The sequence below is a fragment of the Flavobacterium sp. KACC 22758 genome, assembly GCF_028736135.1.
Lineage (GTDB): Bacteria > Bacteroidota > Bacteroidia > Flavobacteriales > Flavobacteriaceae > Flavobacterium > Flavobacterium johnsoniae.
The window spans coordinates 2,489,462-2,512,051 of sequence record NZ_CP117878.1 but is presented as its reverse complement, the minus strand read 5'-3'; the positions used below and the strand labels follow the sequence as shown (position 1 = coordinate 2,512,051).

Sequence of the window (22,590 nt, the reverse complement as noted above, 5' to 3'; positions counted from 1 at the left end):
AAATTAAAATGGAAGTTTTTCGTCTGTGTTTAGGGTCAATTTCGGGTTTTTCTGCAAAGCAGATAATGGAAACGGAATAATATACAATCGAGAGTTGGGTTGTAATGTATATGTTTTTTGAGGAACAGTTTTGTTTACCAATGGAAATACTCTTGTAACGGTTTTAGCAAACTCAGTTTCTGTATTTAATCTCTTTAAATCAAAGAAACGGTTAAAACCGAAAAGCAGTTCTTTTCTTCTTTCATTGATTACCAAATCCATTGTTTCTTTTCTTGTAGCCGGAACCGTTAAATTTACAGTACCCGAAAGAATACGTTTTGCTCTTAAGGTATTTAAGACTCCAACTGCTTCATTAAGTTTATTGTCTCTTGCATAGCATTCTGCAAGAATTAAATACACTTCAGTTGTTTTCATACCCACTGTAGGATAGAAAAATCGTGTGTACTGTGTGCCCCAATACGCTGTTCCTGAACCTTGATCGAGATTGGTTGTACTGGTTGTATTGAAAAATAAATTGAAACGCGCGTCATTTGTTCCAAATAAAGTTCTTAATTCCGGACTGATGATATAAAGCTGTCCGAAATTCATTTCGTTATACCCTGTCATGTACATATAACTCAATACTTCAATATTATTTGCTGCCGGAACAGCTGCAGCAGTTGGGCCTCCTTGTTTATTGTAAGCTACCATATCAAATATTTGATTATTATAGCTTAATGATTTTTCAGCTGCTGCCTGAGCCTGTGCAATTTCACGTTTAAACAAATGAACTTTGGCTTTAAACGCATAAGCAAATGCTAAAGAAGGATGATAAACATCAACAGGTTTTTCCTCAAGATAAGGTAACGCATCTTCGATATCTCTTTGAATAAAATCATAAACCTGTGCCACAGTAGATTTTGAAGGCTGTGTTTCAAGGTCAAATTTTTCCATGATACAGATTCCGCCGTCTGCAGCTGCAGTCTGCGGATCGTAACCTTTTGCATAAGTGTTTACCAATAAAAAGTGATCATAAGCTCTGTAAATCTTAGCTTCAGCTTTTGCTAATCTTTTGATATTTTCATCTCCTTTGCTATTATCTACTAGTGAAATAATAGTGTTCCATCGGTTGATGTAACTGTAAGCTTGATTATAAAAACTAGAACCAGTTATTAACGAAACTCTATCTACACTTTCATCAAATGTAAAATTAATGATATCAATGTTTGGAGTTCTTCCTATCACATTGGCTTCTCTCATCCATTGATCGTCTGATAAGTATTGAAAGTTGTTAATAGGATAACCACGTCCAGGCAGAGATACTAATTCAAGAAATTGCTGCGGAGTTTCGATAACTAAAGCGCCTTTGGGTGTGATTTCCGTGTAATCTTCGCATGATGAAATCGTTAACATCATACAAGACAGTACTGTTATATATATCTTTTTCATTTTTTAAAGAGTAAGATTAAATCCAAATAAATATGTTTTTGGCAATGGTAAATTGCGTGTGCCAGAATTTACAGTGTAAACTTCTGGATCTATACGATTTCCGGCAGCACTCCAATACCAAATATTATTCATCTGGAAAGTAAATTTTGCCGATGTTATACTGATTCGATTTGCAAAAGCTTTAGGCAGACTATAACCAAATGAAATGTTTCTCAATTTAATATAATCACCATCTACAACATTTGCAGTTGAATTTCTCCATTGACTGCTTATAGTTCCTGCATAATTTCTAACACTTTCGTCGAAATCTACATACAAACGAGTATTCCCGTTTGGATTTGCATCTGTATAACGATCTGTAATACCAGAAAGATTTACAGCATCAGAACTCATGTCAATCGTTTCTTTACGCATTACATTTCCGCCAGAGAAAACAAATAAGAAGTTCAAATCGAATTGTTTATAAGAAAAACGTTGTGATAATGAACCTGTATAAGTTGGCATTAAAGTTCCCACATTTACTAAAGCATCTGGATTGGTAATCGATTTGATACTTGTTGAAATGGGATTTCCATTGGCATCAAAAGTAATAGATGGATTGCCCTTTTCATCTAAAACATACGGATAGCCATTTACCGTTCCTCCATATTGGTAAGCATACATACTATTGAAGAAATCATTTTCTACAAAGAAATTAGTTGGTGAAGAAACATATGACGCAGCTGTACTTTGTGCTCTTGTTACTTTTTTAACAGTTGTTTCGTTAAAGGCAAAAACTAAATTTGAATTAATGCGGAAATTACCATTATTATACCATTCAGAACCAACCGTAAATTCTAAACCTTTGTTTAAAAGTGCTCCAGCATTAATTCTTCTTGATAAAGCTCCAACTGTAGGATCAAGATCTGTAGTGGCTAATAAATCAGTGCTGTATTTGTGATACAAATCGATAGAACCGTTTAATTTAGCACGGAATAAGCTATAGTCAATACCAACATTGGTACTTTGAGTTTTTTCCCATCTCAACATTGGATTTGGCTGTGCCGTGATGTTTGTATATTGCAACGACTGATATAAATTATCGTTTCTTCTCGTAGCCGTTATATAAGGTGTTGTACTTTGATCTACGTTTCCATTAATTCCGTAAGTAGATCTTAATTTCAACATAGTTACCCATTTAACTTCTTTCATGAAATTTTCATTGCTGACATTCCATCCTAAACCTGCAGACCATAAAGGGCGGTTTTTGTACTTTGGATCAACTCCAAATAAATCGGCTTTATCAATACGGTAACTTCCTGTAATATTATATTTAGATAAATAAGTATAACTCGCAGTACTGAAAATTGAAAAATAACGGTGTAAAATTTCCTGCTGTGTTCTTCCTAAAGCTGACAACGTTCTATTGTTTCCGAAGATATAACTAGGAACTCCCGTCTGACTCAATGCAAGATTGTTCAATACAGCAGAACTAAGTGTCACTGGATCATAACCATAACGTACCTGTTCGATTGATCTTGGAAGAAAAGTTTCGCGCATTTCTGTACCAACCAAGGCATTAACAGAATGTTTTCCATCTGCAAATTCTTGATTAAAATCTAACTGATTTCTAAAAGAATAATTGCTCGCCTGAGAACTTGACTGCTTATATCGTCCTCCTGTAGAGAAACCTTCAACGTACGTATATGCATTTGTGGTTGGATTATATCCTGTTAATGCATTAATAGCATAACGCATTCTATACGAATTAATATCGTAGTACTGTTCCCTGTCATTTTTTCTTACCTCATATTGAAATTGGGTATTATAACTTAAACCTTTCCACAATTTAGCTTTAATATTAGCGAAAGTTCTTAGGCTCAATGAATTTTGTTCTTCAAGACCTTCTTTAAGAGCATCTAAAACATTAAAATTCGTAGATTTAAAACCACTCAAACCCGCCAGTTTTTCGACCATAGCTGGATTAAGAGCACCGCTGGAAGTAAAACCATCTTTAACTGATGAAAATGAAGACTGAACTAAATTTCCGTTATCGTCTGTAATACGCTCGTATCGTTTTTGAATATCATAATTGCCAAGATCGTATTCTGTAACATCCTCATTACTATAAGTTCCATTTACTCCAAAAGTAGCATTTAACCAGTTATTTACCTGAAAACTACTTTTTGCGTAAAGGTTAAAATTGCGTCCGCTATTGTACTTTATACGACCTTTTGATTGGTCATAATTAAGCGATACATAAGTATTCTGCTTACTTGTACTTCCAGAAAAGGCAACATTATAACGCTGTCTTAATTCATTTTGCCAAACATTATCACGATAATCTTTATTGTAATCGTTTTTTCTCCACTGTGCAAGAGTGCTGTTATAAGCAGCATTGTTAATCTTTCCTTCTTCTAAATTTCTATTTAATTGATAAAGAGGACTGTAATATTTCGGACTACTGTTTCCAATGTCTCCATAACTGCTAAACATAGTTGCAGTGTCTGCAAATCTGGCTCTTTCTCTATTGTAAACTGCCTGTTCAAAATCAATCATTTCGCTTGTTGAGGCATAATTCATATCTCTCAAATTTGGTTTATCTGAAATAAAGAAATCTGAGTTTATCGTTACTTTTAATTTACCATTTCCTTTTTTGGTAGTTAAAACGATAATTCCGTTTGCCGCTCTTGAACCATAAATAGAAGCTGCAGCCGCATCTTTTAGAACGTCTACACTTTCAATATCATATGGATTTATCTCATCCAAAGTTAACTCAGTTGGTAAACCATCAATTACTACAAGCGGGCTGTAACCAACTTGATCTGAAGAAAATGTACCAATTCCTCTTAAAATAGGCTGATCTGAACCAAGTCCGCTTGGATTTTTTTGAAACATCAAACCCGCAACACGTCCTTCAATCGCGCTTGATAAATTAGAGTTGATGTTTTCGTTTAATGTTTTTTCATCAATTTTAGAAATTGCACCCGTAAAATTACTTCTTGCAATAGTCTGATAACCTGTAACTACCACTTCTTTCATTGCAGCCACTTTGTCTTCAACTATAACGGTTAACGTATTTCTGCCATTTATTGCGATAGACTTTGTTTCTATTGTTAATCCGGAAAGCTCTAAAATTCCATTGGAGGGTACATTATCAAATGTAAAACTTCCGTCAAAATCAGTAATACTGGTTTTGTTTGTTCCTGATAACGTTACTGTTACACCCGGAAAAGATTCGTTCTTATTATTGGTAACTTTTCCGCTTACGCGGATTAGGTCGTTTCCCAAGCTTTCTGTCTTATCTTTTGAAGCGGTTACTACAATTGTCTGATTGGCAAGATTGTACTTCAAATTTTGACTGCTGAAAATTCGGTTTAAAGTTTCCTTTAAAGATGAATTCTTTACATTAATCGTAACAGGTTTAGCATCTTTAAGCAGTTTTTGAGTATAAAAAACTTCATAATTGGCCTGTTTCGCCACTTCTTTCAAAACTGTTTCAAGAGAAGCATCTTTAAAATTGATGGTAACATTTTGTGCTTGTGCTGAATAACTGAAAAACAGCATTATAAACACGGTTAAATAGGTAGAAAAATTAAATCTGGGAATCTTTTTTCCAAGATTTTTGTAAGGTTTTTTTGGTTGTAAATTTAATTTCATACATTTACATTGGTTATAGTTAAACAATAGGTGGACAACTTATACTGGCTATACACTTTCATAACAACCAGAAGCATCGCAACTGCTTCTGGTTTTTTAGTTTATAGTCACAGTATATTCAGGTAAACTTAAAATCAGGGATCTACAATTACTGTTTTTCCTTCAACCTTAAATTTTATATTACTAAGCTCAAGTACTTTTAATACTTCAGACAAATTTTTATTTCTAAATGTACCTCCGTTAAAACGAACATCAGAGACATTCCCACGGTATTCTACTTTTATTCCGTACCAGCGTTCCAACTGTCGCATTACATTTTTCAGATCGGCATTGTCAAATTTGAAACGGCCGTTTTTCCAGGCAACCGCTTCTTCCGGATCTACTTCTTTTACTTTAATTTTAGAAAAATTATCAGATACATCAGACTGCTGTCCAGGTTTCAAAATCGCTTTTTGATTTTTATAAGTAACAGCTACGCTTCCTTCTAATAAAGTAGTTTTAACAACCGATTCATTATTATACGAATGAACATTAAAATGTGTTCCCAATACTTCAATTGACTGGTTATTTGATTTTACAATAAAAGGTTTGTTTTTGTTTTTGGCTACTTCAAAATAAGCTTCACCTTCTAACTCAACAACTCTTTTATCTCCGTTGAATTGTGTTGGATATTTAATAGAAGAAACCGCATTTAGATATACTTTGGTACCATCCGCTAAAATAATATTATACTGTCCTCCTATTGGTGTTGAAAGAGTGTTGAATGAATTATCATCTTTACCTCCGTCTGTATTTGGATTTATAATATAGGTAACTTCTCCATTTGCGTTCATCTTGATTGTTACTTCATTTTCTTCTCCTTCTTGCGCAATAGTATCTTTTGCCGTAATTTCAGAAAGTACAATTTGTTTTCCATTCGAAAGTGTCAATACACCTTTAGTACCTCCCGGAGCAATTTCCTGTGGTTTTGCGGCAACCTGAACGTTTTCTTCTTTTGGCTGTGTAAAATAAAATATTCCTGTACCTATTAGTAAAGCAATTGAAGCCGCAACAGCTATTCGAGGCCAAAGACGAACTACTTTAGTTTCTTCTTGCAGCGGTAATTTCGATTTTAGAAGTTTGTAACTATCTTCCAGCTCGTATTCATTAAGCTGTAAATTGCTGTTTGACGCTTTTTTCAAATACCACGCATCAAGTTTATCCTGATCTTCATCAGATAAAGTTTTTTCTTGATATTTTTTAAGCAATTCTGAGATTTGGGTTTTATTCATAATTACTACACGAAATTTTTGTCTTGTTTAATAGTAAGACAGTTAGAAAGAGATTTTGTCATAGACAATGACAAAAAAAATTAAAAAATTATTACTATATCTTTAAGAAATGAATAGAAATATTAGCTTTCTGTTTAATAACGAATGAGTTACAAAACTGAAAATCATTCAAAAAAATTAACAAAAAATATAAATATAATTCACCAAACAAAAAGATTCATCATAGATTTAAGCTTTTCTCGAAGAATTTTAAGAGAATTATACACTTGTTGTTTGGCTGTTTTATCCGTAATATTCAATTGAAGCGCAATTTCATCATACGAAAGCTCTTCGACTTTTCTCAACAGAAAAACTTCACGCATTTTTTCAGGCAGCAGTGCAATTTCTTTAGTAATTATAGCTTCTAATTCTTTTTCTCGCAGATTCGAATCCGCAAAAACATAATCTTCTTCTATAAAGTTTGAAATTGAATCAGCATAACGCGAAACCACTTTTTCATGAGCAATGTGGTTGAGTACTCTGTTTTTTACAGATTTGTATAAATAAGAAGAAAGGGAACCTGTAATGTTTAATTCATAACGTTTGTTCCAGATTGAGAGAAAAACTTCCTGAACTACATCATTTGCTTCATCCTGATTTTCAAGAATTTTATACGCATGATTAATTAAAAGTTTAGAATATCGCTCGAAAATCTCTGTATACGCTGACTGATTATCTTCCTTAAGAAGATTCAATAAGAAATCATCAGTATATTCGTTATAAACAGACATTAAATTGAAGGGTTGCTAATCAAAAAGGCAATATTAAACATTTTTTATGTTAAAAGCTAAAAGATGGTGCAGTTCAGAAATCAGTTTAAAATAAATCTAAATGATTTTATACATTTTATTTATCTGTTAGAACTCTAAAAAAATAAATCACAACTTTTAGTTTGCCTCCTTTATCTCTTCAATTTTAGAAAGATGATTTATTACTGTCTTAAAACAATATACAGCATTGGTTTCGAAATTTTTCGAATAATCTTGATAGATCTATCGGTATTGACACCTGTATAGATCATGCCGTTCCGCTTAAAGCAGCTCCTTTAATATTTCCTGAAGCTCTTCGATATAAACAGGCTTGGAGATGTATTTTACCCTGATATTATTACGGTCCAGCCAGGGCACCATAACTTCTTCGGGAGGTGTGGAAAGGACAATAACCTCAATATTTTTGAGACGTTCGATCTGTCCCATGCGCCTTAGGAACTCCAGCCCGTTTACTGCCGGCATATTATAATCCAAGAAAATGATGTCTGGCAGCTGCTCTGCTGTCTCAAGTTCTTCCAGCGCTTTGGCTGGATTCTCTGAAGTATGGCATACCGCCTCTTTATTTACCGCCTGCAGCGCTTCCACAAAAAACTGTGTATCGTCGCTGTCATCGTCAATCAAAAGTATATTTTTATAGGACATATTTCTTCTTTAAAAAGCAGTTAAGCTGCATACCTGACAAATATAATCATAGTATGAAAAATCAGCTTACATGATTAAAATCCAAATTTATATTATTCTATTTAAATTTCAATTTAAAACTACGTTTTATTAGTTCCATACAAATCACCATTATCGATATACCTTTATACTCCAGAACAAAGTCCGCAAATCTTTATTATGCATTCTATTTTTTAGTTATAAACTTCTCAAAATACGAATTCAATTCTTTCATTTAAAAGGAAAACTTAAAATACCTTTTTGTTAATATTGTATTAACACCATCCTTCTTATATGTTATAATTTTGCAAAAAAAATTATAAACTTATACACCAAAATGAAAAAAACTCTATTTGTTTTGTTTATTCTTCTAACAACATTAGGACATGGACAGGTAACTGGATCAGCTATGTCAGGTACTGTTAGATCAACCAAAGGAGAAGTACTTCCGGGAGCTACCGTAGAAATTATCCACAAACCTACTGGTACAAAGTATTTTTCTACTTCTGATTATGACGGCGGTTATTCTGCACAAGGTTTAAGACCTGGCGGGCCATACACTGTTAAAGTTAGTTACGTAGGATATAAGATTTCTGAAATAACAGATATTAATGTTGGATTAGGAAGTAATTTAACGGTTAACATTAAAATTGAAGAGGAATCAAATGCCCTTCAAGAAGTTGTGGTTTCTACAAAATCAAAAGGAAACTTTAACAAAGGCCGAACTGGAGCATCACAGCAGTTTTCAAATAGAGAAATTACAGCAGTTCCAGTATTAGGATCAAGATCTGTAAACTCTGTAACAAAATATAATGCAAATGCTGGTGCCAATGGTACTTTTGGAGGACAGGATTCAAGATTGAACAATTTTACAATTGACGGTTCTGTTTTTAATAATGGATTTGGTTTGGGCTCAGAGTCACAAGCTGGAGGAAGAACTGGATCTACAGCAATTTCTTTAGATGCTATTGAGCAGCTGCAGGTAAACATTGCTCCTTTTGATATTCGCCAGTCTGGCTTTTTAGGTTCAGGTATTAATGCTGTAACCAGAAGCGGTACAAATGAAATTGAAGGTTCTGTTTACCATTCTTTTAGAAATAACAAAAAGAGTTTTATTGGAACTCATCCCGGAAAAGATGTAACCATCAAACCTGGAACATTTGATGAAAAAATATGGGGAGCACGTGTTGGCGCGCCAATTATCAAAAACAAATTATTCTTTTTTGGTAACTTCGAAACGATCGAAAATATAAGCCCGGCTACTACTTGGACATCTACTGGTTCTCCATCCGGAGGTTCGCAGATTTCTAATCCGACTTACACTGAAATGCAGACACTTTCAAATTACATGAAAGACAAATTTGGATATGAAACAGGTCCATGGGAAAATTATGATGCAAATAAAACATCTAAAAAATTCCTGACTCGTATTGACTGGAATATCAATGACAATCATAAACTTACGGCTCGTTATGTATTCCATAACTCATCTTCTGACGAATTAACTTCAAATTCAAACTCGCTGGGTTTTGGAAACAGAAGAACAAGTGTATTGGCTATGTCTTATAAAAACAGCGGTTATACTATTTTAGATAACACAAGATCTATTGTGGTAGAATTAAATAGTAAATTTGGAAACTCTTGGTACAACAACTTTATTGCTGGTTATGACAAACAAATTGAAGACAGAGGACTTCAAGGTGGCGGCTTATTCCCAACGATTGATATCAAGAATGGAGCAAATACTTATATTTCTGTTGGTTTAGATCCTTTTACACAAGGTAATAAACTTAGCTACTCTACGCTTCACTTTACAGACAATTTAACTAAGACTATTGGAAAACATTCTATTGTTTTGGGTGCTAATTTTGAATATTTCAAATCAAGCAACTTGTTTTTCTCTGGTTCAAACGGAGTTTATGTATTTAACTCTTTGGCTGATTTTTATGCTGCAGCTGATCAATCTGCCGCAAATGGAGGTGCTCCGTCTTCGGCTACAGCGACTTCACCTGCACGTTTCCAATACAGATATTCTGCTTTACCTGGCGGTGAAGAACCAATGCAGATTTTAAAATCAAACAAACTTGATTTATATGCTCAGGATGAGATTAAATTGAGCGACAACTTTAAATTAAGTATTGGTCTTAGAGCTTCAAGAGTTTGGTTTGCTGATACAGCATTAGAGAATCCAACAGTAACGGCAATGACTTTTGCAAATGGAGAAAAATTCAATACAGGAGAGATGCCTGATGCACAATATTTATTTGAACCTAGACTTGGTTTCAACTTGGATTTAAACGGAGATGCTTCTACATTACTGCGCGGAGGTTCTGGAATTTTTACAGGAAGAGCTCCATCAGTTTACCTTTCAAATCAAATTGGAAACAATGGTGTTCTTACAGGATTTGTTGATGTCAGCGGTGCTGCTTTGGCTGCAGGAGGATACGGTTTTACTCCTAGACCTGCACAATATTTTACACCAGAAACTCCAACCCTGCCTACAAGTTTTGATTTAGCTTTTACAGATAAAAAATTCAAATATCCTCAGGTTTGGAAAACAACAATGGCCGTTGATCAAAAACTTCCTTTTGGTTTCGTAGGTACAGTTGAAGGAATCATCCAGAAAAACATCAACGCTATCCATTATTATAACGCAAATTTTGATGCACCGGCAGGAACTTTCGGAGGTCCTGATAACAGACCGAGATACTTTCGAAATGATGCAGGAACAAGAGTTAATGATAATGTTTCTAATGGAATTGTTTTAACAAACTCTGATAAAGGATACTTCTACTCTACTACTTTTAAATTAGAATATCCATATCAAAACGGTCTTTGGGGATCGATTGCTTATACTCATTCTGAAGCTACAGATTTAATTTCTCCGGGATCAATCGCATCTGGTTCATGGACTGGTGCAAGATCTATTAACGGAAATAATGACTTAGCTGTTTCGGCTTCAAATAACAATACACCAAATAGAATCGTTGGGGTCCTTGGTTATAGAATTGAATATGGTAAAGGTTTAGGCGGTGCTACTTCTATTAACTTAGGTTATATTGGAGAACAGGCAAACCCATTTACGTATGCTTACGGAGGAGATATGAATGGAGACAGGGTAAATGGAAATGATCTTATGTACATACCAAACAGTGCTTCAGAAATTCGTTTCGCTCCATTATCAGTTACTAATGTTGTAAATGGTGCAAATGTTGTAACTACTTATACTGAAGCACAACAGCAGGCAGCATTTGATGCTTACATTAACCAGGATAAATACCTTCGCACAAGAAGAGGTCAGTATGCAGAAAGAAATGGAGCTATCCTTCCAATGCTTCACAGATTAGATCTTTCTGTTACTCAGGATATCTATATTAAAATAGGCGGTAAAAAGAATTCTTTCCAAGTAAGGGCAGACATTCTAAACTTTACAAACATGATTAATAAAGACTGGGGAGTTACACAAAGAGCAACTAATCCAAACGTTCTGGCTTACAACTCAACAGCTGCAGGAAACATCCCTGTTTATCAGTTAGCTACTCAAACAGATACAAATGGAATGAGAACATTAATAAAAGATACATTCCAAAAAAACACATCAACCTTTGATGTATGGCAGGCACAATTTACCCTTAGATATACTTTTGGTAATTAAAAAAATATTTTTACCCGTTTATTGTTTTTTAAAAAAGCCCTCTCATTTACTTGAGAGGGCTTTTATATTTGTTATATAGAATTTTCACATCTTCTAAATACTTATAATAAAATTTACAGACACCGGCTTTTCTCTATACAAGAATTCTTTTTCAGGAATAAACTCACCATTGTTTAAAAAAGTTCCAACTAGAAATAACAGCTCTGTTTTCTTTTCTTTAAATGCTTTTTTTCGTAAATTGCTTGTATGAAGATCAATGCAGATGTATTAATTATTGGCGGCGGACTCGCAGGTTTGACAGCGGCTATACACCTGTCTCAAAAAAATCTAAAAGTAATACTTATCGAAAAATCTAATTTCCCCAGACATAAGGTCTGTGGTGAATATATTTCCAATGAAATTTTACCTTACCTAACTTGGCTTGGCGCCGATGTTACAGAACTTCAACCCTCCAGCATCTCCAAATTTGAATTCACTGCAAGTAATGGAAAAGCGGCAAAAGTAAAACTTCCTCTGGGAGGATTCGGCATCAGCAGGTACGCACTTGATGATTTTTTATATCAAAAAGCAATAGCAAACCACTGTTTAATAATAAAAGAAAATGTTATTGATGTTTCATTCAATGAAGATATGTTTACCGTTACTTCTTCAAATCAAATTTTAACGGCTAAAATTGTATTGGGCGCATTTGGCAAACGTTCCAATTTAGATCAGGCTTTAGATCGCAGCTTTTTCCATAAAAAATCACCTTGGCTGGCTGTAAAAGCCCATTACTCGGGTAATTTAGATAATGATCTTGTTGCACTGCATAACTTTAAAGGCGGCTACTGCGGTGTTTCTAAAGTAGAAAACAATATTATAAATATTTGTTATCTGGCAGATTATGCCACTTTCAAACAATACAAAAATATTCAGGATTACCAGGAGGGTGTACTTTACAAAAACAAACATCTTAAAGCTGTTTTTGAAAATAGTACGCTTCTTTTTGAAAAACCGCTTACAATAAGCCAGATTTCCTTTGAGAAAAAAAAAGCGGTAGAGAACCATATTATAATGATTGGAGATACTGCCGGTCTTATTCATCCGCTTTGCGGCAACGGAATGGCGATGGCAGTTCACAGTGCTAAAATTGCATCAGAATTAATCTTGGAATATTATTCAGATGATAAAGCGTCCCGCGAAGTATTAGAGAAAAAATATACTAAAGAATGGAAGAAACACTTTGGTAAAAGAATATGGATGGGGCGAATTCTGGCGCGCATCCTGACTCATAGAACAATTACTGGTGTATTCACGTCCATAACTGCATCATTTCCCAAACTTTTAGCATCGATTATCAAACAAACGCATGGAAAACCTATAACAATTAATTAAATGCCGATAAACACGCAATATAGAACGCAGGAATCAGAAATAATGGATGATTTTTCTCTTCAGGGAAAAGATCTAAAAGAAGCCCTTGATCAAATTGCCCGTATTAATCAATTACTAGGCGGGAATAAAGTAACACTTCACGGCGTAAAAAAAATACTAAAAAAACTGGACCGCACTAAAACAATCACAATTGCCGATATTGGATGCGGTAATGGAGATATGCTTCGTATGCTGGCACGATTCAGTCAAAGAAAAAATTACACATTTAAAATCATTGGTATAGATGCCAACGATTTTACTATAAATTATGCCAAAACATTGTCTGCATCATATCCCAATATTGAATACCAATGCATGGATATTTTTAGTGAGGATTTTAAAATGGTGAAGTATGATATCGTTTTATGCACTCTTACCCTGCATCATTTTACAGATGATGAAATATTAAATATAATTACTATCTTTAAGAAAAATGCCGCGGCGGGAATCATCATTAATGACCTGCATCGAAGTAAAACGGCATATCGGCTTTTTGAAATGATCTGTTTTATTTTTAATCTAAGCAGCATGTCGCGTAAAGATGGACTGGTATCAATTTTAAGAGGATTTAAGAAAAAGGAACTGGAAGAATTTTCTAAAAAAACGAATTTAAAAAACTATACCATAAACTGGAAATGGGCGTTTCGCTACCAGTGGATAATTATAAACAAATGAGTGTAAAAATAGTAACAACTGCCAAGCAGCTTCCGCAATATTCACGCGAAACCAAAGACATACTTCCTATGCTGGAAGGCTGGCTTGACGGGCAGGATGAACGTTTTATAAAAAAAGTAAAAAAAATATTTGAAGGTGCCGCCGTTGATAAACGTTATTCTATAATGGAGCCGCAAGAAGTTTTTACTGCCACGTCATTTGAAGAAAAAAATGACATTTATACGCGTGAAGTTATTCTATTGGGCGAGCAGGTGCTTCAAAAAGCACTTGAAAAAGCAGATTGGGATCCAAAAACTCTGGATTATATCATTACCGTAAGCTGTACCGGCATAATGATTCCCTCCTTAGATGCCTACCTCATCAATAAAATGAACCTGAGGCAGGATATTGTACGTCTTCCTGTTACAGAAATGGGCTGTGCCGCCGGTATATCAGGAATTATATATGCTAAAAATTTTCTGAAGGCAAATCCACAAAAACGCGCAGCGGTCATAGCTGTAGAATCACCAACTGCCACCTTTCAGCTTGATGATTTTTCAATGCCTAATATTGTCAGTGCCGCAATTTTTGGAGATGGTGCGGCGTGCTGTTTGTTATCTTCTTACGAAGATGATCCGGGTCCGGAAATACTACAGGAAGAAATGTACCATTTTTATGAAGCTGAACACATGATGGGATTCAAACTTACCAATACTGGTCTACAGATGGTTTTAGACATTGAAGTTCCTGACACTATTGCTTCTAATTTTGACGATATTATTCATCCGTTTCTACAAAAAAACAATTTAGAAATCAAGGATATAGACCACATGATATTTCATCCCGGCGGCAAAAAGATTGTGACAACTGTTGAATCGCTTTTTGCAGGTTTGGGAAAAAATATAGACGATACAAAAGAAGTTCTCAAGCAGTATGGCAATATGTCGAGTGCCACTGTATTATATGTTTTAGAACGTATTATGGATGGAAATCCAAAATCGGGAGAAAAAGGACTTATGCTTAGTTTTGGTCCCGGATTTTCGGCACAAAGAGTTTTATTGCAATGGTAATTAGAAAATAAATTATGACAGTACAGGATATTATAATACGACTGCCTTACAGCAAGCCCTTTTTATTTGTAGATGAACTGCTTGATGTGAATGAAAATAGTATTACCGGAACTTATACTTTTAAGGAAGACCTTGATTTTTACAGAGGACATTTTAAAGGTAATCCTGTAACTCCCGGCGTGATCCTGACTGAAACTATGGCACAGATTGGAATGGTCTGTCTTGGAATATATCTGCTGGGGGATGCTTTTAATAAAGATACTGTAATTGCATTTACCTCAGCTGATATGCAGTTTTTAAAACCCGTATACCCTAATGAAAAAGTAACGGTAACTGCTCAAAAATCATTTTTCAGGTTTGGAAAATTAAAATGTGATGTCATTATGAAAAACCAAGCTGGGCAGGAAGTCTGCAAAGGCATTCTGTCGGGCATGATTACCAATAAATTATGAGCAGAAGAGTTGTCATAACAGGTCTGGGTGTTGCAGCTCCAAACGGCGTTGGAATTGCTGCCTTCAGCCATGCTTTAAAAAATGGAATATCAGGAATCAGGCATGACAAGCAGCTGGAGGAACTCCAGTTTTCCTGTCAGATAGCGGGTAAACCTGAAATATCCGAAGAACTCAAGTCAAAATATTTTACAGAACTTGAACTTCGCGGTTTTAACAGCACGGGTATTTTATACGGTGTTATTGCAGGAATGGAAGCTTGGGAAAATGCCGGATTACCAATAGAAAATAATGAAGAGCCGGATTGGGACAGCGGTACTGTTTTTGGATCTGGCACCTCAGGTATCGATAAATTCCGAGAAAGCATTTATAAGATAGATGAATTACAAACCCGAAGGTTAGGCAGTACTGTAGTAGCACAAACCATGAACAGCGGTATCAGTGCTTATCTTGGCGGGAAACTGGGACTCGGAAACCAGGTTACCACCAATTCATCTGCCTGTGCAACGGGAACAGAAGCTATAATAATGGCGTACGAACGTATACAATCCGGGCAGGCAAAACGCATATTGGCAGGAAGTACAAGCGACAGCGGACCTTACATTTGGGCAGGATTTGATGCTTTACGTGTCTGCAGTTCAAAATTTAATGACAAACCTGAGCAGGGTTCACGCCCCATGAGTGTTACTGCCTCAGGATTTGTACCCGCAAGCGGCGCCGGAGCATTGGTAATCGAAGATTTGGAAAGTGCTTTAGAACGCGGTGTGGAAATTTATGCTGAAATATTAGGCGGTAACGTAAATTCCGGGGGACAGCGCGGCAATGGAAGCATGACCGCTCCTAACAGCAGTGCCGTACAGCAATGCATTAAAAAAGCCATCCAAAATTCAGGTATTTCTGCCGATGATATAGAAGCCATAAACGGACATCTTACGGCCACTGCAAAGGACAGTCTTGAAATTGAAAACTGGACGAAAGCCTTAAACCGGAAGGGAACTGATTTTCCGTATATAAACTCCTTAAAAAGCATGACAGGACACTGTTTAAGCGCAGCGGGAAGCATAGAAAGCATCGCGGCGGTACTACAGCTTTATGAAGGTTTTGTTTTTGGAAATACGAATTGTGAAGATCTTCATCCTGAAATAAGTGCTCATATAAACTCTTCAAAAATACCCTTACAAACAATTGATTGTAAACCTAATATAATTGCCAAGGCAAGTTTTGGCTTTGGTGATGTAAATGCCTGTGTAATATTTAAAAAATTTCAAAAATAATTGTATGAACAAAGAAGAAGTTATAGCTCGACTCAAAGTAATTATAAAGCCATATGCAGCAAATATCCAAGCGTTTGAAAACCTTACTGAAAATACTGATTTCATAAATGATTTAAGCATCAATTCGGCTAATTTGGTAGACATTATTCTGGATATTGAAGAAACATTTGATGTTGTGATTGACAACACTGATATGGAGCGTATGCTCGACGTAAAAACGGCGGTAGAAATCATAGAAACAAAACTGGCCGAAAAATGATCGGCAATGATGTCATCGATATTCTGCAGACCCGCAGGGAAAGCAATTGGCAGCGCAGGGGATTTATAGCAAAACTATTTAACGATGAGGAACAATTGCTTATTGAAAAATCTACAGATCCGGAAAGTATGCTTTGGATACTTTGGAGCATGAAAGAAGCCGCTTATAAAGTACATAATCGGAAAACGAAAATAAGGGAATATATCCCTAAAAAGCTGATATGCACGATAGAATCACAAAACCAGAATTCTATAAATGGAAAAGTTACCTGCTTGAAAAACATCTACTATACTCAAACCCTTTTCTCAAAAGACAGTATTCATACCATAGCGGTGAGCGTTTTAGATGATCTGAATAAAGTAATAGAGGTTGAAAAAAAATCAATCGTAAAAGATCAGTATGGAATTCCTTATTTAGATGTTTCTTCACAAAATATATTGCAGGATATTTCAATAAGCCATCATGGAAGGTTTGAAAAAGCAGTCACAATCAGCAGTTAATTAAAGAGCAGGCTTCACAACAGAAATTGCTCTTCTCAACAATTATTATACTTTATCGTAGGTTTTAATGCTTTATACATAAGATTTATTCGCTTTTAATAAACTACAGACCGCCAAAATGAGTCTTTGGCGGTCTGCAGCTTTTTTGTGTGTAATGTAATCTAAACAAGCTAAAGCACCTTTTCTAAATCAGTCTATTTTTTGAATTGTGTAAATTGACTGCGATCGATCTCCCGAAAGAAGTTCTCCTAATTTCGAATTCACAACATATACTTTCCCATCTGATGCCATTGCCGCTGTCGTTGGAAATTCCTGTTTTCCAATGTTGGTCTGCTTGATTTTTATGGCCGTTTTCCATTTATCACTGCTGGAAAACGTGTATGCAGTACCCTGGCCTAGGCCGTTTTCGACCAGCACAAGATTATTGTTTTTATCAAGCTCAATACCGTCTGGAGAGCTGAAAGACATTCCCTTCACTTCAGTAACGGATGACGGAACAGGGAGAGAAATTTTATACAGCTTAGCCTCATCTGTTTTTACTGCCAGCAGATAGCCGTCTGGGTGGAAAACAATTCCATTTAATCCGAATTTATCAGCGGCGGGTGTAAAAAGCATACTGCTGGCAAATATCGACGCATTATAATTAAGATCAATTTTATAGATATTGGGAGCGAACGAATCGGTTATATAAATATTTCCTTCATTATCCACCGCAATATCATTTAAACACGAACCTTTATTTGGCGTGAAATTTTTTAAATCAATTTCTTTAATTAATGCTCCTGATGAAAGATCGAAAACACTTACCGAGGCAATTGTTCCGGCACTTGAAGCGGTGCTTTTCTGCGATACACCCAAATCAGCATTAGCCACTATTAATCGGTTTCTGGTTTCATCTGTAAAAACGCCTGTAGGCAGAACAAGTTTACTGCTTGATGCAAAAACAGCCATTTCGCCTTTTGGATTTACTGAATAGACAGCACCCTTATAAAGGGAGCTCAACAGAAACCTTTCATTGCTTAAATCATAGTCAATCCCTTCAGGATAAAGTCCAGTTTCTGTCAGAGTATATCTGCCTTTAAGAGCTGGACTACCCGATGTTTTTTTTTCGCTGTCACATCCCGCTGAGAAAACCATGCATAGCAGAATAAAAAAAGTATTTTTCATTTTATTTCATTTTAGATTATTGTCTTATTGACAATGCAAATCTGGTGTAGAAAAGCAGAAATAAAAATGAACTGGTTTAAGAAATAAGGTTGAACTAGATCAACTTTTTGAGGATTTCCTGCTGCGGATTCTGCTTAGATATTCACTGCTAAAGCCTAAATAGGAAGCCAGTGCATATTGAGGCACTCGTGAAGCAATTACTGAGTATTTATTCATGAATTCCTCATACCTCTCTTCTGCAGTTTTCGTAAAATTAGAAAGAAGTCTTTTCTGCTGAAATGCCAGAGACCGCTGAGTGATGATACGCTCAAACTTTTCCAGTTTTGGAATCTGCGCTAGAATTTTTTGTTCATCTTCGTAAGCAATTTGGATAAGAGTGGAATCTTCGAGCGCTTCAATAAACAAGGTAGCGGGTTCCTGATAAATCAAACTGCTGTAATCAGAAATCCACCAGTCTTCAACAGCAAATGACAAAGTATGTTCCTTTCCCTCATGATCTACCAGATAGCCCCTGAAAGCTCCTTTTACCACATAGCTTTTATATTTGCATACAAAACCAGGCTGGACTATAAACTGTCTTTTTTTTACCTTAGTTATTTTCAAAAAAGAGGCTAGATGATTTTTCTCATCATCCGTTAAATCAACAAATCTTGAAATATAATCTATAACCGGCAGTAAATCTTTCACATAACAAATATACCGCTGTTAACCTGAACAGCAAAGCCCGGCTGAAAATAAATTAGATTTTTACAATCTCTTTCAATAAAACTAATTTTGAATACTGTTAAGTTGGCGCGCACCTCTTCTATTTCATTCGCAAACCTATGAAACTGTTATTTTTTATTTTTTCTCAATAACGAATGCTTTTAATTCGGCTAATTTACCATTATCAAATCGCCAAATGTCACAATATGAATAGTGATCATATTCTCCATTCACATTTTTTAAGGCAATGTTTCCTGTTGCAGTTACAAAGTCTCCCTCTTCTATGGCTTTTTCCATATCAAATACTGGCGGTGAAAGGTAAAAATCTTTTATATACTGCCTTACTGCTTCTTTTCCTAAAAGGGTTCTCTCACCTACAAAGACCCATTTGGTATCTTCAGTGAGATACGATAAATATGCTTCGTATTCTCCCTTTCTTACATGTTCGTTTGCATTAACTAATATAGATGTGTTTTTCATGTTTATTGTCTTTTTAAAATTTAGGTTTTCATTTTGAGAATAAATGTTCTGTACAGCCATCATTAATAAAATATTTGTCAAGCCTTTTTTCATGGTTACCATTTTTGATTTAATTTTGAACTTTAAATTATTAACTAATAGTTCTGCGAAGCTATAACATAAAAGTTATATTAGCTTTATTGACAACCAATTGTAAGGTACTATCAAAAATGTAAGTTATGTCGAAAGTTAAGATTACAAGCACCAATTTTGAAAATAAGAAAATCTTAGAAGATGAGTGTTCAAAGGTATACGCAGCAAACATAATTGGCGGCCAATGGTCACTTGTAATTTGTTCCTGGCTGCTACAAGGCAAAATGCGTTTTAGCGAAATAAAAAAATGTATACCAAATATAACCGAACGTATGCTGACGCTGCAGCTGAGGAAACTGGAACATGATAATATCATAAAGAGAATGGTATATGCTGCAGTCCCTCCTAAAGTAGAATATGAGTTAACAGAAATTGGCTATGAATTAAGACCGATAATTCAGCAAATGGAACAGTGGGGAAAACGACACAAATGTTTACATGCAAAATGAAATAGTCTAAAAATTGAAAATTGGTTAATCAGCCCTCAACTTTGTATAATTTGACCAGTAGTTTCAAAACGCATTGAACACAATTATTCAATTTAATTGAAATTTTCGGCATAAGTTAAACCAATTAAACTTCGTTTATCCGATATAAATCCTTATCAGAATAAGTCTCATTACATTTATATTGTAAACAACTTTATTTATGCGTAACCAGCATGTCTATTGAAGCGATTCTACTTCGTAAAAAGACAACGCTGCTATACTATATTTGAAATCAAAAGCACCGCTATAAAACCTGCAATGGATAAAACCATTACATTGATAATCATATCTTTTCTTTTTCTGGATGCAGCAATATAATCCGTTTTAATTTTTTTATATTTTCTATCATTCTTCATTTTCATATTTCTTTAAAGTTTAACATCGTCACACACAAAAATATTGTGTAGTAAATTAATTAGAGTATTACCTAATTATGAATAATTGGAGTATTTGAAACAACCCTTATCAGGAAGCCTGAGCCGGTAAAAGTATGCGTTGCAATAAAGCAGTCAGATCTTTCAAACTATGCTGCTTTTTTAGAACCTGAACTTTTTCGAATTTTGCAGCAGCTTCTTTTACAAGACCTCCGGAGTGGCCCGAGTAAAGCACCACGGGGATTTTTTCAACTGCTTTTATTTTTCTCAGAAGTTTAAGAAATTCAGAACCGTCAAGATACGGCATGTGATAATCCAAGAAAATTATATCAGGAGTTTTTTTTGGAGACTGCAGCATTTTTAAAGCATCAAGTGCATTATTTTGGATCGAATATTTAATTTTCAGATCAATTGCATGCAGCGCCATGCCGAATATTTCGGCATCATCTGCATCATCATCCACCAGTAAAATATTCCTATATTTCATACAGCTAAATTAAAAACTTCCTATGGGAGCTCTTCATACAATTTCTACGCATCGTTATACAATTTCCACTGCATAAATCTTGAAAAATCAGCCTAGTGATGCATTTTACAAGATTCCGGAATGAAAGCTGATAAGATTATATGATATTAGAGTCTCTAAGTAATCCATTTAAAAACAGTTGAAAAATGAGGTACTATCTTTTTAAGCACCTCATAGAAATGGACTTCATCACAAGCCCGAAGAACGATATCTATCTGATCATCATAGAGATCACACTCCAGCTTATTTTCTGTTTTATATTGAAACTAAGCCTTACAAATATCTTTTTACTATGTTTATTTTTCGCAAACAGATGGCAGCAGTCCAGCTGGCTGTAAGAGAAAACAAAAATACTATAGAAAATTTCCCTAATGCATGTATTTCATATCTCATTAAAAGAAATTGTGCCCAAATCACAAAAAAGTAATGAAGAAGATAAATCAGGTATGCATTTTCAGAAAGAGAATTCCATAATTTGTTACTATGCTTTACAATAGTTTTAAAAAAACCTATAAAAGCCATACAAGCAGCCCTACATGTACCAACGTATAAGGCGTAATAAATCATCCACGCTGAAAATTCAGGCATAACTCCATTATCAACAAAACGGCCCAGAATGTCGGTCACATTATGGTAAGTCAGGGCACTGTAAAGAATCAGTGAAAATATAAAATAGTGCTTCCACTGCACCACAAACCGCGAACTGTATGAAAAAATATGAGCATCAAAATCACTGCTTCCTACAACAGCACCCAGTACGAAATAACCAAAATAGGCAGGTAATCTGCTCAGCTGAAAATCAAGCGGTCCGAAAGAAATCCACTTTCCGGCCCCAATATAGTAAGCTATAGGCACATACAAAATAAAAGTAATGCAGAATAAAACCGCAAAAACAGATACAGGGCGATTGGTAAAAAACGAAACTTTATCAGAGCCTCTGTTCAATTTTTCTTTTATAAAAGGATACAGTAATCCCATGATTAAATTAAAGAAAAACAGCACTCCTATAAACCAGGGCGGACCAGGAGGCCAATTTTCAATAGTAAAAAAGTCTATTACATAATCTGAAATATTTGTACTACGATGCGCGAGATAATACGCTGGAAAATAAGAAAAAAGCATTAATACTGTGCCTAAAAAAAGAAATGGAATAAAGAGTCTTTTAATTCTATCCCTTACAAAATACAAAACACCTTTCTTCTCTATGCTTTTTACCAGAAAAAGTCCGCCGATAAAAAACATGAGAAACATAAAGAAAATATCGTTGTAATTTTCAAATACATCCATCCCTATCCATCTTTGAGGATCTACAATTGGAGTTGTAGAATTAATGTAAGCACTGCTGTCAAACCATGCAAAAGTTGTATAGGCTAACGAGGCATGATGAGCCACTACCAGCACGGTAATAAATGATTTTAGATAATCCAGCCAGAGTGTCCTGGAATTCTGCGATTTTAATGTCATAGTAAATAATTAATGTTTCATAATCATAGACGCATATTCTAATTAAAACGTTGCATCATACCTAAAAATATTACCTCCCGCAAACTCAACTAATCCGCCCGCCAGAGTCTCAGTATCAAAACTGTTTACTTTTAAGGGTGCCAAAACTATTATAAATATCATCTTTTTTGAAT

Annotated in this window: 20 protein-coding genes; 9 read left to right on the top strand and 11 right to left on the bottom strand. The window is 35.0% G+C overall.

Going from position 1 to position 22,590, the window contains the following annotated elements:
* Positions 1-3 precede the first annotated feature (3 nt).
* From PQ462_RS10725 to PQ462_RS10705, 5 genes are all read right to left on the bottom strand, one after another.
* Positions 4-1,428 (bottom strand): RagB/SusD family nutrient uptake outer membrane protein, encoded by a 1,425-nt coding sequence (locus PQ462_RS10725; RefSeq protein WP_274253470.1) that lies wholly within the window; start codon positions 1,426-1,428, stop codon positions 4-6.
* 3 nt (positions 1,429-1,431) lie between these two features.
* Positions 1,432-4,974: a SusC/RagA family TonB-linked outer membrane protein gene (locus PQ462_RS10720; RefSeq protein WP_274253469.1), complete on the bottom strand. Its 3,543-nt coding sequence runs from the start codon at positions 4,972-4,974 to the stop codon at positions 1,432-1,434.
* A gap of 227 nt (positions 4,975-5,201) precedes the next feature.
* Entirely contained in the window at positions 5,202-6,338 is a 1,137-nt protein-coding gene (locus PQ462_RS10715) for a FecR family protein (protein ID WP_274253468.1), read from the bottom strand.
* 200 nt (positions 6,339-6,538) lie between these two features.
* Positions 6,539-7,108 (bottom strand): RNA polymerase sigma factor, encoded by a 570-nt coding sequence (locus PQ462_RS10710; protein WP_274253467.1) that lies wholly within the window; start codon positions 7,106-7,108, stop codon positions 6,539-6,541.
* A 300-nt stretch (positions 7,109-7,408) separates the two neighbouring features.
* Positions 7,409-7,789 carry a response regulator gene (locus PQ462_RS10705; protein ID WP_274253466.1) on the bottom strand — a complete coding sequence of 127 codons (381 nt, stop codon included), beginning with the start codon at positions 7,787-7,789 and terminating at the stop codon, positions 7,409-7,411.
* A gap of 355 nt (positions 7,790-8,144) precedes the next feature.
* On the opposite strand from PQ462_RS10705, the gene PQ462_RS10700 reads away from it, so the two are divergent.
* From PQ462_RS10700 to PQ462_RS10665, 8 genes are all read left to right on the top strand, one after another.
* Complete coding sequence (locus PQ462_RS10700; RefSeq protein ID WP_274253465.1) at positions 8,145-11,462, top strand: TonB-dependent receptor; 3,318 nt, start codon at positions 8,145-8,147, stop codon at positions 11,460-11,462.
* A 246-nt stretch (positions 11,463-11,708) separates the two neighbouring features.
* Positions 11,709-12,836 carry an NAD(P)/FAD-dependent oxidoreductase gene (locus PQ462_RS10695; RefSeq protein WP_274253464.1) on the top strand — a complete coding sequence of 376 codons (1,128 nt, stop codon included), beginning with the start codon at positions 11,709-11,711 and terminating at the stop codon, positions 12,834-12,836.
* A complete protein-coding gene (locus PQ462_RS10690; RefSeq protein ID WP_274253463.1) occupies positions 12,837-13,550 on the top strand; it encodes a methyltransferase domain-containing protein in 714 nt (237 codons plus the stop codon).
* Complete coding sequence (locus PQ462_RS10685; RefSeq protein ID WP_121361077.1) at positions 13,547-14,599, top strand: type III polyketide synthase; 1,053 nt, start codon at positions 13,547-13,549, stop codon at positions 14,597-14,599. Before PQ462_RS10690 ends, PQ462_RS10685 begins: the two co-directional genes overlap by 4 nt.
* A gap of 14 nt (positions 14,600-14,613) precedes the next feature.
* Complete coding sequence (locus PQ462_RS10680) at positions 14,614-15,051, top strand: 3-hydroxyacyl-ACP dehydratase FabZ family protein (RefSeq protein ID WP_274253461.1); 438 nt, start codon at positions 14,614-14,616, stop codon at positions 15,049-15,051.
* The gene (locus tag PQ462_RS10675; RefSeq protein ID WP_274253460.1) at positions 15,048-16,322 is read left to right on the top strand and encodes a beta-ketoacyl-[acyl-carrier-protein] synthase family protein; all 1,275 of its coding nucleotides are present in this window, start codon (positions 15,048-15,050) and stop codon (positions 16,320-16,322) included. The genes PQ462_RS10680 and PQ462_RS10675 overlap by 4 nt, the downstream gene beginning before the upstream one ends.
* 4 nt (positions 16,323-16,326) lie before the next feature.
* Entirely contained in the window at positions 16,327-16,581 is a 255-nt protein-coding gene (locus PQ462_RS10670; protein ID WP_274253459.1) for an acyl carrier protein, read from the top strand.
* Complete coding sequence (locus tag PQ462_RS10665) at positions 16,578-17,081, top strand: 4'-phosphopantetheinyl transferase family protein (protein WP_274253457.1); 504 nt, start codon at positions 16,578-16,580, stop codon at positions 17,079-17,081. Before PQ462_RS10670 ends, PQ462_RS10665 begins: the two co-directional genes overlap by 4 nt.
* Before the next feature lie 189 nt (positions 17,082-17,270).
* Here PQ462_RS10665 and PQ462_RS10660 read toward each other — a convergent pair whose 3' ends face one another.
* The 3 genes from PQ462_RS10660 to PQ462_RS10650 form a co-directional block, all read right to left on the bottom strand.
* Positions 17,271-18,248 carry an L-dopachrome tautomerase-related protein gene (locus tag PQ462_RS10660; RefSeq protein WP_274253456.1) on the bottom strand — a complete coding sequence of 326 codons (978 nt, stop codon included), beginning with the start codon at positions 18,246-18,248 and terminating at the stop codon, positions 17,271-17,273.
* Between the two features lie 99 nt (positions 18,249-18,347).
* A complete protein-coding gene (locus PQ462_RS10655; RefSeq protein WP_149207116.1) occupies positions 18,348-18,935 on the bottom strand; it encodes a Crp/Fnr family transcriptional regulator in 588 nt (195 codons plus the stop codon).
* A gap of 153 nt (positions 18,936-19,088) precedes the next feature.
* Positions 19,089-19,526: a nuclear transport factor 2 family protein gene (locus tag PQ462_RS10650; protein WP_274253455.1), complete on the bottom strand. Its 438-nt coding sequence runs from the start codon at positions 19,524-19,526 to the stop codon at positions 19,089-19,091.
* A 125-nt stretch (positions 19,527-19,651) separates the two neighbouring features.
* On the opposite strand from PQ462_RS10650, the gene PQ462_RS10645 reads away from it, so the two are divergent.
* Positions 19,652-20,014: a winged helix-turn-helix transcriptional regulator gene (locus PQ462_RS10645; RefSeq protein WP_274253454.1), complete on the top strand. Its 363-nt coding sequence runs from the start codon at positions 19,652-19,654 to the stop codon at positions 20,012-20,014.
* A gap of 254 nt (positions 20,015-20,268) precedes the next feature.
* On the opposite strand, the gene PQ462_RS10640 is transcribed toward PQ462_RS10645, so the two are convergent.
* The 3 genes from PQ462_RS10640 to PQ462_RS10630 form a co-directional block, all read right to left on the bottom strand.
* On the bottom strand, positions 20,269-20,409 hold the full coding sequence (locus PQ462_RS10640; RefSeq protein WP_274253453.1) for a hypothetical protein: 141 nt from the start codon (positions 20,407-20,409) through the stop codon (positions 20,269-20,271).
* Positions 20,410-20,518: 109 nt separating this feature from the next.
* On the bottom strand, positions 20,519-20,914 hold the full coding sequence (locus tag PQ462_RS10635; protein WP_274253452.1) for a response regulator: 396 nt from the start codon (positions 20,912-20,914) through the stop codon (positions 20,519-20,521).
* A gap of 312 nt (positions 20,915-21,226) precedes the next feature.
* A complete protein-coding gene (locus PQ462_RS10630; protein ID WP_274253451.1) occupies positions 21,227-22,417 on the bottom strand; it encodes an acyltransferase family protein in 1,191 nt (396 codons plus the stop codon).
* Positions 22,418-22,590: the final 173 nt, after the last annotated feature.

Excerpts from the sequence above, each read along its gene's own strand:
- PQ462_RS10660 (WP_274253456.1), bottom strand. The coding sequence starts at position 18,248 with ATGAAAAATACTTTTTTTATTCTGCTATGCATGGTTTTCTCAGCGGGA.
- PQ462_RS10705 (WP_274253466.1), bottom strand. The coding sequence starts at position 7,789 with ATGTCCTATAAAAATATACTTTTGATTGACGATGACAGCGACGATACA.
- PQ462_RS10645 (WP_274253454.1), top strand. The coding sequence starts at position 19,652 with ATGTCGAAAGTTAAGATTACAAGCACCAATTTTGAAAATAAGAAAATC.
- PQ462_RS10715 (WP_274253468.1), bottom strand. The coding sequence starts at position 6,338 with ATGAATAAAACCCAAATCTCAGAATTGCTTAAAAAATATCAAGAAAAA.
- PQ462_RS10710 (WP_274253467.1), bottom strand. The coding sequence starts at position 7,108 with ATGTCTGTTTATAACGAATATACTGATGATTTCTTATTGAATCTTCTT.
- PQ462_RS10635 (WP_274253452.1), bottom strand. The coding sequence starts at position 20,914 with ATGAAATATAGGAATATTTTACTGGTGGATGATGATGCAGATGATGCC.
- PQ462_RS10640 (WP_274253453.1), bottom strand. The coding sequence starts at position 20,409 with ATGAAGAATGATAGAAAATATAAAAAAATTAAAACGGATTATATTGCT.
- PQ462_RS10670 (WP_274253459.1), top strand. The coding sequence starts at position 16,327 with ATGAACAAAGAAGAAGTTATAGCTCGACTCAAAGTAATTATAAAGCCA.
- PQ462_RS10675 (WP_274253460.1), top strand. The coding sequence starts at position 15,048 with ATGAGCAGAAGAGTTGTCATAACAGGTCTGGGTGTTGCAGCTCCAAAC.
- PQ462_RS10685 (WP_121361077.1), top strand. The coding sequence starts at position 13,547 with ATGAGTGTAAAAATAGTAACAACTGCCAAGCAGCTTCCGCAATATTCA.
- PQ462_RS10680 (WP_274253461.1), top strand. The coding sequence starts at position 14,614 with ATGACAGTACAGGATATTATAATACGACTGCCTTACAGCAAGCCCTTT.
- PQ462_RS10650 (WP_274253455.1), bottom strand. The coding sequence starts at position 19,526 with ATGAAAAAAGGCTTGACAAATATTTTATTAATGATGGCTGTACAGAAC.
- PQ462_RS10720 (WP_274253469.1), bottom strand. The coding sequence starts at position 4,974 with ATGCTGTTTTTCAGTTATTCAGCACAAGCACAAAATGTTACCATCAAT.
- PQ462_RS10700 (WP_274253465.1), top strand. The coding sequence starts at position 8,145 with ATGAAAAAAACTCTATTTGTTTTGTTTATTCTTCTAACAACATTAGGA.
- PQ462_RS10695 (WP_274253464.1), top strand. The coding sequence starts at position 11,709 with ATGAAGATCAATGCAGATGTATTAATTATTGGCGGCGGACTCGCAGGT.
- PQ462_RS10630 (WP_274253451.1), bottom strand. The coding sequence starts at position 22,417 with ATGACATTAAAATCGCAGAATTCCAGGACACTCTGGCTGGATTATCTA.
- PQ462_RS10725 (WP_274253470.1), bottom strand. The coding sequence starts at position 1,428 with ATGAAAAAGATATATATAACAGTACTGTCTTGTATGATGTTAACGATT.
- PQ462_RS10665 (WP_274253457.1), top strand. The coding sequence starts at position 16,578 with ATGATCGGCAATGATGTCATCGATATTCTGCAGACCCGCAGGGAAAGC.
- PQ462_RS10690 (WP_274253463.1), top strand. The coding sequence starts at position 12,837 with ATGCCGATAAACACGCAATATAGAACGCAGGAATCAGAAATAATGGAT.